Origin of the sequence: Streptomyces sp. NPDC007084 (genome assembly GCF_040703595.1) — a bacterium.
GTDB lineage: Bacteria > Actinomycetota > Actinomycetes > Streptomycetales > Streptomycetaceae > Streptomyces.
In genome coordinates this window covers 1-11424 of record NZ_JBEYFY010000012.1, presented here as the reverse complement: position 1 = coordinate 11424, position 11424 = coordinate 1, and the positions used below count along the sequence as shown (strand labels likewise).

Here is an 11424-nt window from a genome sequence, read left to right as displayed (position 1 = left end):
CGTGTGAGACCAGGCAAACGCGCCGGGCGGCTACAGCGCCAGGAACGTGGCCGTCAGCAAGGCCAGCCCCGCACCCGCCAGCACCCACGCCGGCCGCGTCAGCCGCAGCCCGCCCGCCACCACCACCGACGCCAGCAACAACGCACCCGCCAGCGGCGACCACGCGTACAGCAGCCCGGCCGGACCACTGCGGACCACCTCGTCGCTGTGCGGCTTCACCGTCACCGTGTACGTACCGCCCCTGCGCACCGCCGGCTCCTGGCCGATCCGCACCCGCTCCCGCGCCCGGTAACCCGGCGACGTCGGCGTGAACGGCCCCCAGCACGCCCCCTCCGAACACCCCGTCACCAGCAGCGTCCCCCGCTCCCGGCCCTTGCCCAGCATCACGTGCTGCGCCGTGCCCCAGGAGGCCCAGACGCCCGCGACCAGGATGAGCAGCACGACCGCGCCCATCGCCGCGAGCCGCCCGAACCGCAGCGCCGCGTACGCACTCTGACGGGAGGTGACAGCAGGCATGGCCGGGATCATTGGCCATGGCTGAGCGCTCGGTCAACTCCGGCGGGGACAAGTCGGCAGTTGTACCCGTACGTCGACCGCCCCAACCCCGCCGCCGGAAGGAGACCGCCCGCCGGAAGGGGACCGCCCGCCGCAGGAGCCGCACACGCCGGAGGAGCGACAGGCGCCGGAGAAGCCGCACGCGCCGGAGAAGTCGCACACGCCTCAGGAGCCCGCACACGCCTCAGGAGTTGTACGTGCTCTGCGCCCGCTCCAGACCCTCGATCACCAGAGCCTCCACCGCGTCCGCCGCACGGTCCACGAAATAGTCCAGCTCCTTGCGCTCCGCCGACCCGAAGTCCTTCAGCACGAAATCCGCCACCTGCATCCGGCCCGGCGGACGCCCGATCCCGAACCGCACCCGGTGATAGTCCGGACCCATCGCCTTCGTCATCGACTTCAGACCGTTGTGCCCGTTGTCGCCCCCGCCCAGCTTCAGCCGCAGCACCCCGTAGTCGATGTCCAGCTCGTCATGGACCGCCACGATGTTCCCCGTCGGCACCTTGTAGAAGTCCCGCAACGCCGTCACCGGACCACCCGACAGATTCATGTACGACATCGGCTTGGCCAGGATCACCCGGCGGTTCGCCGGACCCGGCGGCCCGATCCGCCCCTCGATCACCTGCGCCTGCGCCTTGCCGGCCCGCTTGAACTTCCCCCCGATCCGCCCCGCCAGCAGATCGGCCACCATGAACCCCACGTTGTGCCGGTTCATGGCGTACTCCGGGCCCGGATTACCCAGCCCCACGATCAGCCAGGGCGCGCTGGCGTCGGTCGTCACGTCCGATACTCCCTGTGTCCTCGATACGCGTGCGTCCTCGCCACGCGTGCGTCCCTTGATACGCGACAGCCGCCGCCCCGGACAGGAGCGGCGGCTGGCACTGCCGAAGATACCGGCGAGGATCAGGCCTCGGCGGAGGCGTCCTCCGCGGCGGCGGCCTCGTCCTCGGACGCCGGCTCCTCGGCCTGCGCGGCGAGCACCTGGAGGACGACCGCGTCCTCGTCGATGGCCAGCGTGGTGCCCTTGGGGAGCGTGATGTCCTTGGCGTGGATGGAGGCACCGGCCTCCAGGCCCTCGATGGAGACCGTGACCGACTCCGGGATGTGCGTGGCCTCGGCCTCGACGGTCAGCGTGTTCAGGACGTGCTCCAGCAGGAAGCTGCCCGGGGCCAGCTCACCCTCGGTCTGCACGAACACCTCGACGGTGACCTTCTCGCCGCGCTTCACGAGCAGCAGGTCGACGTGCTCGAGGAAGCCCTTGATGGCGTCACGCTGGACGGCCTTCGGGATCGCCAGCTCGGTCTTGCCCTCGATGTCCAGCGTCAGCAGGACGTTCGGGGTACGCAGGGCGAGCAGCAGCTCGTGGCCCGGCAGCGTGATGTGGACCGGCTCGGTGCCGTGACCGTAGACGACCGCGGGAACCTTGCCGGCACGGCGGATACGACGGGCGGCACCCTTGCCGAACTCGGCACGGGTCTCGGCGGCGAGCTTGACGTCAGACATGATCACTCCTCGTAGAACTGGGAAACCTGGCGGAAAAGGTCACCCGGCCAAACATCGGCCTGCTACGAAGAGCGCGTCGATAACGGACCGCCGTACCCGCCTGGAACAGCGGAACGGCCTCCCTCGCCGAGCAACTGTGACAGCTTACGGGGCGGGGAGGCCGTACAAGAAATCGATCTACAGGACCGGACCCATCAGGACCGGACCCATCAGGACCGGATCGCAGGACACAGAGGCAGCCTCGGCCTACTGCTCCTCGAACAGGCTCGTCACCGAACCGTCCTCGAAGACCTCGCGCACCGCGTTCGCGATCGTCGGCGCGATCGACAGCACCGTGATCTTGTCCAGCTCCAGCTCACCCGGCGTCGGCAGCGTGTCCGTGAACACGAACTCGCTCACCTTCGAGTTCTTCAGCCGGTCCGCCGCCGGACCCGACAGCACACCGTGCGTCGCCGTCACGATCACGTCCTCCGCGCCATGCGCGAACAACGCGTCCGCCGCCGCGCAGATCGTGCCACCCGTGTCGATCATGTCGTCGACCAGGACACACACCCGGCCCTTCACATCACCGACCACCTCGTGCACGGTGACCTGGTTCGCCACATCCTTGTCACGGCGCTTGTGCACGATCGCCAGCGGCGCGTCCAGCCGGTCGCACCAGCGGTCCGCGACCCGCACCCGGCCCGCGTCCGGCGAGACCACCGTCAGCTTCGACCGGTCGACCTTCGCACCCACGTAGTCCGCCAGGATCGGCAGCGCGAACAGATGATCCACCGGACCGTCGAAGAAGCCCTGGATCTGGTCCGTGTGCAGATCCACCGTGAGAATCCGGTCCGCGCCCGCCGTCTTCATCAGGTCCGCGATCAGCCGCGCCGAGATCGGTTCACGCCCACGGTGCTTCTTGTCCTGCCGCGCGTAACCGTAGAACGGCACGATCACCGTGATGCTCCGGGCGGACGCCCGCTTCAGAGCGTCGATCATGATCAACTGCTCCATGATCCACTTGTTGATCGGAGCCGTGTGGCTCTGCATCAGGAAGCAGTCCGCACCACGCGCCGACTCCTGATAACGGATGTAGATCTCGCCGTTCGCGAAGTCGAAGGCCTTCGTCGGGACAACCCCGACACCCAGCTTGTGGGCGACCTCCTCGGCAAGCTCGGGGTGGGCGCGGCCGGAGAAGAACATCATCTTCTTCTCGCCGGTCGTCTTGATCCCGGTCACAGCACTGTCTCCTCAGAGGTCTACTCAGCGGGCGCGAGAGGCCGGCTCAACTGGGTTGCGAGAGGCCGTCTCCGCAGGGTGTGCACCTATCACGGTACGCCGTCCCGGACGCACCGCTTTCCGGTCAGTCTTCGCCCCCGGCCTCCCGGGCGGCCGTCTCCGCGGCCTTCGCCGCCGCACTCCCGGGACGCTTACGCGCCACCCAACCCTCGATATTCCTTTGCTGGCCACGGGCCACGGCCAGCGAACCGGCCGGCACATCCTTCGTGATCACCGAACCCGCCGCCGTGTAAGCACCGTCCCCGACCGTGACAGGCGCCACAAACATGTTGTCCGAACCCGTCCGGCAATGCGACCCGATCGTCGTGTGGTGCTTGTCCTGACCGTCATAGTTCACGAACACACTCGCCGCACCGATGTTCGAGTACTCGCCGATCGTCGCGTCCCCCACATACGACAGATGCGGAACCTTCGTCCCCTCACCGATCGACGCGTTCTTCGTCTCCACATACGTGCCGACCTTCGCCCTCAGGCCAAGCCGCGTCCCCGGCCGCAGATACGCGAACGGACCCACCGACGCCTCCGGACCCACCTCGGCACCGTCCGCCACCGTGTTGTCCACCCGCGCCCCGGCACCCACCCGGGTGTCCCTCAGCCGGCAGTTCGGGCCCACCTCGGCGCCCTCACCCACATGCGTCGCACCCTGCAACTGCGTCCCCGGATGCACGACCGCGTCCTGCTCGAACGTCACCGTCACATCCACCCACGTCGACGCCGGGTCCACCACACTCACCCCGGCCAGCATCGCCGCCGTCAGCAACCGGTCGTTCAGAATGCGACGCGCCTCGGCCAGCTGCACCCGGTTGTTGATCCCGGCGATCTCCCGGTGATCACCCGCCACCGCCGCACCCACCCGGTGCCCGGCCTCCCGCAGAATCCCCAGCACATCCGTCAGGTACTCCTCACCCTGACTGTTGTCCGTCCGCACCTTCCCCAGCGCGTCCGCGAGAAGCCGCCCGTCGAACGCGAACACCCCCGAGTTGATCTCCCGGATCGCCCGCTGCGAGTCACTCGCGTCCTTGTGCTCCACGATCGCCGTCACCGCGCCGCTCGCGCTCTCCCGCACGATCCGGCCGTAACCGGTGGCGTCGGGCACCTCGGCGGTCAGCACCGTCACCGCGTTGCCGTCCGCCGCGTGCGTCGACGCCAGCGTGCGCAGGGTGTCCCCGGTCAGCAGCGGGGTGTCGCCACAGACCACGACGACCGTGCCGTCCACGGCACCGCCCAGCTCCTCCAGGCCCATCCGCACGGCGTGCCCCGTGCCGTTCTGCTCGGCCTGCACCGCGGTGCGCACCGCCGGGTCGATCCCGGCGAGGTGGGCGACGACCTGCTCACGGGCGTGCCCCACGACGACGACCAGGTTCTCGGGCTCCAACTCGCGTGCCGCGGCGAGCACATGACCGACCAGGGAACGGCCACAGATGTCGTGCAGGACCTTGGGTGTGGCCGATTTCATACGGGTGCCCTCACCCGCTGCGAGAACGACGACGGCTGCCGGGCGATTGGCGCTCACGGGTATGCCCTTCGGCTTCGGATGGCTGGGGTGTGGACATCCGCAGGATACCGGGGCGTATCAGGAGGGATACGAGAGCGGGCCCTGACGGTGGTGTCAGGGCCCGCACCTTGCAGCTCCCGGGGAAGGAATCGAACCCTCATTCAAGAGACCAAAACTCTTTGTCCTACCATTAGACGACCCGGGATGGTTCGTCCGCTATGTCCGATTCAGTGAGTCGGCTTCGCGTGCGGACAACACTATGCCGTACCACCAGCCTTCGATGCGACGGTACAGGTCGGCGCTCCCCAGGACCCGGATCGCGAGACAACCCCGGTAGCCCTGCCCGAGGTTCTTCCGGTTGGTCTTCGGGTTGTGCCGTTTGAGGTAGGTCTTGCCGAGCGCCGTGGTGTCGACGCCCACGAGTTCCGCCCAGAAGCGTTCGGCGCCCTCGACGTCTCCCGACTCGTGGATGTGCACGTGGAGCCGCAGCCGGTCGGTGGTCACACCCAGCAGGCGCAGCCAGGCGAGGTAGACCTCGATCATGCGGGGATCGCTGTTGATGAAGGTGACCCGCTCCTGGGTGAGATGCGGCTTGGCCTTCGAGCCCTCGGCCCAGTAGAGGCCGACGCCGAGCAGGAACAGCTCGCGGTCGGTCAGGGCGCCGATCTCGGCCGCGGCTGCCTCCTTGGTGCGCCGGCGCTCCTCGTCGCGCATCCGCATCGTGACTTCCCAGCCGCGCTTGGCGATGGCCGAGGCTTCCTCGCGGGTGCGTTTTTTCCGCTCGGGGGCCGGCAGATCGCGGACCCAGAGGGAGATGGAGCTTTTCGAGCAGCCCAGTTCGAGTTGGATGCGGTCGTAGGTCCAGCCCTGGAGGCGTAGCTCGCGGGCGCGGGCGCGGAGTTCGTCCTTGGCGCGGGGGCGCTTGGTCCAGTCGGGAGGCGGTTCGCCTTCGAGGAGGCGGTTGAGGACGTCGTTGTTGTGGACCTGGATGCGGTCGCGGATCTGGCGTCGGCTGAGTCCTGCCCGCCGTAGGGCGACCGCCTGTTCCCGGAGTGCCTCGAAATCGGCGTACTTGCCTTGTGAATGTGCCATAGGCATATCGTCCGGGCGGAATCGGGGGTTCCGGGGGTGAAGGGGGAGTCAGTCAACAGTTCGAGGGAAACGTGCTGAATTCGCTTCTGTTCGAGGGGGTGGGTGGTGTAGGCCAGGAGGTGAAACTCACCGGAAAAGGGGCGGGGGCCGCCCGTAGGCTGGAGTCATGACCACGACGGGGGAAGAGCACACCGCGGCCGGGACCGGCCCGTGGTGGTGGGTCAGGTGGCGCGGTGCCGTGCTGGACGTGGGGCTCGCGCTGGCGTCCGCGGCCGAGTGCGGCGCCGAGGGGTTCAGGTTCGCGCACGACGCGGGACTGCCGGTTCCGGTGGGTGTCGTCTTCGGGGTGATCGCCGGGTCGGTGCTGCTGGTGCGGCGGAAGTGGCCGATCGCGGTGGTGCTGGTGTCCATCGCGATCACGCCGGCGCAGATGGGGTTCCTGATGGGCCTCGTCGGGCTGTACACGCTGGCCGCGTCCGAGCTGCCGCGGCGGATCACGGCGGCGCTGGCGGCGATGTCCTTCGCCGGGATGCTGATCGTGACGTTCGTGCGGACGCATCAGGGGGTGATGCGCGGTGACGTGACGATGGGGAACTGGTTCGTCCCGTTCGCGTCCATCACGACGGCGATCGGCATGACCGCGCCGCCGGTGCTGCTGGGCCTCTACATCAGGGCGCGGCGCCGGCTGATGGAGAGTCTGCGGGAGCGGGCGGATTCGCTGGAGCGGGAGTTGCAGTTGCTCGCGGAGCGGGCGGAGGAGCGGGCGGAGTGGGCCCGTAACGAGGAGCGGACGCGGATCGCGCGGGAGATGCATGACGTGGTCGCGCACCGGGTGTCGTTGATGGTGGTGCACGCGGCGGCGTTGCAGGCGGTGGCGCGGAAGGATCCCGAGAAGGCGGTGCGGAACGCGGCGCTGGTGGGGGACATGGGGCGGCAGGCGCTGACGGAGTTGCGGGAGATGCTGGGGGTTCTGCGGTCGGGGGACGGGCCGGGGGCGCGGGGGGCGGCGGAGTCGGTGCCGTTGGCGGCGGTGGGGGCCGCGGCGGCGGTGGCCGCTTCGCGGGCGGTGGACGATTCGGGGGAGGGGCCGTCGCTGGCGGAGCTGGACGAGTTGATCGGGCAGTCGGCGGCGGCGGGGATGGTGGTGGCGCTGTCGGTCGAGGGGGATGTGCGGGAGTACGGGCGTGAGGTCGAGCAGACGGCCTATCGGGTGGTGCAGGAGGCGTTGACGAACGTCCACAAGCACGCGGCGGGGGCGAAGACGTATGTGCGGCTCGCGCATCGGGTGGCGGAGATCGCGATGCAGGTGGAGAACGAGTGTCCGCCGGAGGCGGGTGCGGGGTCGTCCGTGGGGCTGCCCAGTGGGGGGAACGGGTTGCTGGGGATGAAGGAGCGGGTGGCGGCGCTGGGGGGTGTCTTCGTGTCGGGGCCGACGGACGCGGGGGGATTCCGGGTGTCGGCGGTCATCCCGGCGTAGTCCTCGGCGTAGTCCTCGGTGTGGGTTGCGGGTGGGGGCGGGAAAAGTCCGGCCCCCCGGTGTTCGAGGAGCGGGGGTCCGGGGGCGGGGCCCCGGGGGTGGGACGGGTAGGGGCGGAGGGGGCGAGAGACGCTGGGGGCTACGGCGTCGTCAGCCGGGTGGCTGGGGGCTACGGCGTCGTCAGCCGGGTGGCTGGGGGCTACGGCGTCGTCAGGCGGGTGGGGGGTGTGCCGGTGAGGAGGGTGGTGAGGGCCGCGTCGATGTGCGGGCCGAGGTACCAGTCACCGGTGTGGTCGAGGACGTAGACGCGTCCCTCGGCGTCGATGGCGAGGAGGGCGCGCGAGTCGGCCTCCTCCCCGAGGGGGCACACCTCGGTGTCGAGGGCCCGACCGAGGTCGCCGAGGGTACGGGCGAGGTGCAGCCCGTGCAGCGGGTCGAGGTCGAGCGTGGCGGGCGCGACCTGGCGTCCGGGCCCCGCGGCGGTGACGCGCAGCCCTCCGAACTCGGCCCACGCCTCGACCGCCGCCGGGAACACGGCGTGCCGGTGCCCGGCCGGCGAGGTGTGCCCGCGCAGGGCATCGGCCCAGTATTCGGCCTGCTTTATGTCCCAGCGTCCGGGCTGCCAGCCGGCGGAGCGCAGCGCGGTGTCCACGGGTTCGGGGAAGCGGGTCGGCGCGGGTCCCCCGGGTGTGGGGGGTGCGGTGAGGTTGGAGGAGGAGCGTTCTGCTTGCATCTGCCGTTCGTTCGTCGGGGGATGGGACATGCGGCGTCGCCGGCGCCGTGGGGGGATACGTGTGCGGGGGTGGGGGGTGTTCAGGCGTCCTGGGCGGAGGGGTCGACGATGCGGACGCCGAAGTGGTCGCTCAGGGCGGTGCAGGAGCGGCAGGGGGCGGCGAAGCTGCCGTGCAGGGGGTCGCCGTCCTCGCGGATGCGGCGGGCGGTGAGTTTGGCCTGCTTGAGGGCTTTGCGGGCTTCGCCGTTGGTCATCGGCTTGCGGGCGGCGCGCTTGCTGCGGTCGGCGTCGGCGGCGGCGATGTGCCGGGAGATGAGGATGGCTTCGGCGCAGCGGCCGGTGAAGCGGTCGCGCTGGGCGCCGGTGAGGGTGTCGAGGAAGTCCTGGACCAGCGGGTGAAGGGCGGGTGGCTGGTCGCCGCGGGCGGCGGTGCCGGTGAGGGTGGCGCCGCGGACGGAGAGGGCGGCGGCGACGGTGGGGAGTATGCCGTCGCGTCGGTGGAGGAGGACGGGGGCGGGGGGTGTGTCGGTGCCGCTCCAGTGGATCCGGGGGTCCCCGGACGTGCCCGTATGTGTCGCGCTCATGGTCGTTTTCCCTCCCGTGCATCCCCCGGTGCGGAGACAGACTGCCAAATGGCGTGGCGGGTGCGGAAGCTGGGGCGCCGCGACACGCCCGGGCTTCGGCGGTGGGTCACGGCGGGGTGACGGCTGGTCACGGAAGCGGAGGCCCGGTGACCGGTGTCGTACGACCGCATAGGCTGTCGACATCCGGGCTCCATCCAGCTACTGAGAATGCCGCAGGGGGCAACCGCCATGACGACAGGTCGGCTCGGGCTGGGGGCACCTCCCAGCCGCCAGGCCGGGGGCCACGCCGCCCCGCCGAACGCGGCCTATGCCGGGCAAGTCGTGCGTTTTCCGGATCCGGTCCGGGCGGCCCGTCATCCTCGGGGTGTGCGGGTCGACGAGCGGGGCTATCCGGATTTCTCGCTCTACGCGCGTGCCGCGGCGGAGATCGCCGAGCCTCCCGAGGGGTTCGGTGTGGACGAGTTGCGGCTGACGGACTACGTGTCGGCGAACGCGGCTCTGGCGGCGGCGGGGCACGAGTTGTGGGACACGGTTCCGTCGGTGGCGACGCCGCACGGGTGGACGTGGCATCACGTGGCGGGGACGCGGCGGCTGGAGCTGATCCCGGTCGAGGTCAAGGCGTTGCTGCGGCATCACGGTGGTGTGGCGACGGCGGCGGTGGACCAGGAGAAGCGGGGGACGCGGCCGTTGCAGGAGACGCGGCCCGCGCACTTCGGGCTGCCGAGGTCGTCGGTGGCGGTGACGGAGCAGCAGGTGCAGGGGGTCGAGGAGGATCTCGGATACCGGCTGCCGGGTGCTTACCGGTCGTTCCTGAAGGCGGCGGGCGGGTGCGCGCCGGTGGGCGCGGCGCTGGACGCCGAGCTGGGGCTGCTGGTGGACCAGCCGTTCTTCACGGTGCGGGACGAGGCCGCGGTGAACGATCTGGTGTATGTCAACAAGTGTCTGCGCGACCATCTGACCAAGGACTATCTGGGGGTCGGGTTCGTGCAGGGCGGTCTGCTGGCGGTGAAGGTGAAGGGGGACCGGGTCGGTTCGGTCTGGTTCTGTGCCTTCGACGACGCGCGGGACCAGGACGGGTGGCCGCCGGAGGAGCGGGTGCGGCGGTTGCTGCTGCCGTGCGGTGACGACTTCGACGCGTTCCTGTCCCGGCTCGCGGGTGATCCGCCGGAGCTGGAGACGGTGGCGAACCTGATGGTGGACGGCGGTTTCGCGTACGCGGTGCCGGTCGCGTCCGATGGTGGGGAGTCCGCCGGTTCTTCGGCGTCCTCGGTGTCTTCGGTGGGGGAGTGAGCTTGCGATGGTGACGTTCGCGCAGGCGCAGGAGCGCGCCGAGGAGTGGATCAACGGGGACGTGCCCGGTTACCAGCATCGTGAGGTGCGGGTGCGGGAGTTCGAACTCGGTTTCGTGGTGTGGGCGGAGGACCGGGCGGAGGGTCCGCGTTCCGACGGGGGCGGGCAGCGTCTGGTGATCGCGCGGGACAGCGGGGAGGCCACGCTGTGGCCCGCGCTGCCGGTGGGTGAGGTCATCCGCCGGTACGAGGAGGAGTACGGGGGGCCGGACGGTGCCCCGGAGCCGGTGCCGGAGCCTCCGGCGCGGGTGGATCTGAATCAGACGTCGTTCCTGTTGAGTCCGCCGGAGTGGTTGCAGGAGGCGGCGGACCGGATGGGTATTCCGGACCGGCGTCAGGGGGCGGGTTCGCCGGCGGACGGGCCGGCGTCGGACGGGTCGGCGTCTGAGGGGGCGGGGTCGCGTCCGGCCGCCGCTTCCGCCGGTGCCGGTGCGGGCTCCGCCGCCGGTGCCGTCCCCTCGGGGGACGGGTCGGTGAACGGCGCGGCGGAGGACGGGAGTTCGCTGCCGGGTGCGCCGGGACATCCGGGTGCGCCGGGCCGGTCGGGCGTATCGGGACAGTCGGGCGTATCAGGGCAGTCGGATGCGTCGGGGCAGTCGGGGGCGCGCGGGGTTCCTTCCGCGCCGGGGGCGCACGATGTCGCCTCGCCTTCGACGCCGGTCCCGGCACCGACCTCCACGTCCTCTTCGGTTCCTTCCGCCTTTCCCACTTCTCCCGCCTCTCCCGCCTCTCCCGCTTCTTCTGGGGCGGGGGCTCCGGCGCCGGGTGGTCCGTCCGCTCCTGGTGGTCCGTCCGCTCCGGGGAGTGCCACGCCCTGGCCGGCCGCCGCGACCGGGGACGACGAAGGCCCCGGCCTTCAGGACACGACGCCGGGGGTGCCGGTCGACGCGACGCCGTGGGCCGGGACCGACACCAACGCCGATGCCGGGGACGACCGTTCGGTGCCACTTCCGGCGACCGTGTTCGCGCCGCCGCTGTCCGGCTCCGACGACGCCGGCACCCCGCCGCCCGCCGCCTCGCCGGAGGCCAAGACCGCCCTGATGTCCGGTGGCAGTCAGCTTCCGCGCACCGCCATGTCCCCGAAGGTCGAGGAGCCCGGCGCCGGTGCGCCGTCCGCGCCCTCGCGGCAGCAGACGGGGCCCGCCGGTCCGCCGCCCGCCGGGCCCTCGTACGGCTATCCGCAGGGTCCGGGCGCCGGTGCGGCCACCCCGCCGCCCGGCGCGGCCGGTCCCGGAGACCCGCAGCGGCCGGCGTACGGGTTCCCGCAGGGCCCCGGTTCGGAGAGCGCGTCTCCGGGCCGGCCCCTGCTGTGTCCGGGCGGTCTGTCAGGGCCGCCCGGTGTGCGGGATCAGGCC

The 11424-nt window shown here is 70.9% G+C and carries 10 protein-coding genes, 1 tRNA gene and 1 pseudogene; 3 read left to right on the top strand and 9 right to left on the bottom strand.

Annotated features, from left to right (window positions below):
- Positions 1–30: 30 nt before the first annotated feature.
- The 7 genes from AB0912_RS13190 to AB0912_RS13160 all read right to left on the bottom strand — a co-directional run bounded on the left by AB0912_RS13190 (position 31) and on the right by AB0912_RS13160 (position 5926).
- Complete coding sequence (locus AB0912_RS13190; protein WP_366698863.1) at positions 31–516, bottom strand: hypothetical protein; 486 nt, start codon at positions 514–516, stop codon at positions 31–33.
- 223 nt (positions 517–739) lie between these two features.
- Positions 740–1336: an aminoacyl-tRNA hydrolase gene (gene pth, locus AB0912_RS13185; protein WP_366698861.1), complete on the bottom strand. Its 597-nt coding sequence runs from the start codon at positions 1334–1336 to the stop codon at positions 740–742.
- 122 nt (positions 1337–1458) lie between these two features.
- Complete coding sequence (locus AB0912_RS13180; RefSeq protein WP_366698858.1) at positions 1459–2058, bottom strand: 50S ribosomal protein L25/general stress protein Ctc; 600 nt, start codon at positions 2056–2058, stop codon at positions 1459–1461.
- Positions 2059–2304: 246 nt separating this feature from the next.
- On the bottom strand, positions 2305–3279 hold the full coding sequence (locus tag AB0912_RS13175) for a ribose-phosphate diphosphokinase (RefSeq protein ID WP_366698856.1): 975 nt from the start codon (positions 3277–3279) through the stop codon (positions 2305–2307).
- A 124-nt stretch (positions 3280–3403) separates the two neighbouring features.
- Positions 3404–4852: a bifunctional UDP-N-acetylglucosamine diphosphorylase/glucosamine-1-phosphate N-acetyltransferase GlmU gene (glmU, locus tag AB0912_RS13170; protein ID WP_366698851.1), complete on the bottom strand. Its 1449-nt coding sequence runs from the start codon at positions 4850–4852 to the stop codon at positions 3404–3406.
- A 116-nt stretch (positions 4853–4968) separates the two neighbouring features.
- A tRNA-Gln gene (locus AB0912_RS13165) sits at positions 4969–5039 on the bottom strand.
- Positions 5040–5050: 11 nt separating this feature from the next.
- Positions 5051–5926, bottom strand: a complete 876-nt coding sequence (locus AB0912_RS13160; protein ID WP_366698849.1) for a hypothetical protein — start codon at positions 5924–5926, stop codon at positions 5051–5053.
- A gap of 166 nt (positions 5927–6092) precedes the next feature.
- Here AB0912_RS13160 and AB0912_RS13155 point away from each other — a divergent pair, with 166 nt between their 5' ends.
- Complete coding sequence (locus tag AB0912_RS13155) at positions 6093–7403, top strand: histidine kinase (RefSeq protein WP_366698847.1); 1311 nt, start codon at positions 6093–6095, stop codon at positions 7401–7403.
- Positions 7404–7602: 199 nt separating this feature from the next.
- On the opposite strand, the gene AB0912_RS13150 is transcribed toward AB0912_RS13155, so the two are convergent.
- Entirely contained in the window at positions 7603–8136 is a 534-nt protein-coding gene (locus tag AB0912_RS13150) for an SUKH-3 domain-containing protein (protein ID WP_366698845.1), read from the bottom strand.
- Between the two features lie 80 nt (positions 8137–8216).
- A complete protein-coding gene (locus tag AB0912_RS13145) occupies positions 8217–8720 on the bottom strand; it encodes a YwqJ-related putative deaminase (protein WP_366698843.1) in 504 nt (167 codons plus the stop codon).
- Between the two features lie 228 nt (positions 8721–8948).
- Here AB0912_RS13145 and AB0912_RS13140 point away from each other — a divergent pair, with 228 nt between their 5' ends.
- Both AB0912_RS13140 and AB0912_RS13135 read left to right on the top strand, forming a co-directional pair.
- Positions 8949–10010, top strand: coding sequence for an SMI1/KNR4 family protein (locus AB0912_RS13140; RefSeq protein ID WP_366698841.1), 1062 nt, complete (start codon positions 8949–8951; stop codon positions 10008–10010).
- A gap of 7 nt (positions 10011–10017) precedes the next feature.
- Positions 10018–11424, top strand: a pseudogene (locus AB0912_RS13135) (hypothetical protein); the annotation flags it as partial.

Excerpts from the sequence above, each read along its gene's own strand:
- AB0912_RS13190 (WP_366698863.1), bottom strand. The coding sequence starts at position 516 with ATGCCTGCTGTCACCTCCCGTCAGAGTGCGTACGCGGCGCTGCGGTTC.
- AB0912_RS13180 (WP_366698858.1), bottom strand. The coding sequence starts at position 2,058 with ATGTCTGACGTCAAGCTCGCCGCCGAGACCCGTGCCGAGTTCGGCAAG.
- AB0912_RS13160 (WP_366698849.1), bottom strand. The coding sequence starts at position 5,926 with ATGGCACATTCACAAGGCAAGTACGCCGATTTCGAGGCACTCCGGGAA.
- AB0912_RS13155 (WP_366698847.1), top strand. The coding sequence starts at position 6,093 with ATGACCACGACGGGGGAAGAGCACACCGCGGCCGGGACCGGCCCGTGG.
- AB0912_RS13150 (WP_366698845.1), bottom strand. The coding sequence starts at position 8,136 with ATGCAAGCAGAACGCTCCTCCTCCAACCTCACCGCACCCCCCACACCC.
- AB0912_RS13145 (WP_366698843.1), bottom strand. The coding sequence starts at position 8,720 with ATGAGCGCGACACATACGGGCACGTCCGGGGACCCCCGGATCCACTGG.
- AB0912_RS13140 (WP_366698841.1), top strand. The coding sequence starts at position 8,949 with ATGACGACAGGTCGGCTCGGGCTGGGGGCACCTCCCAGCCGCCAGGCC.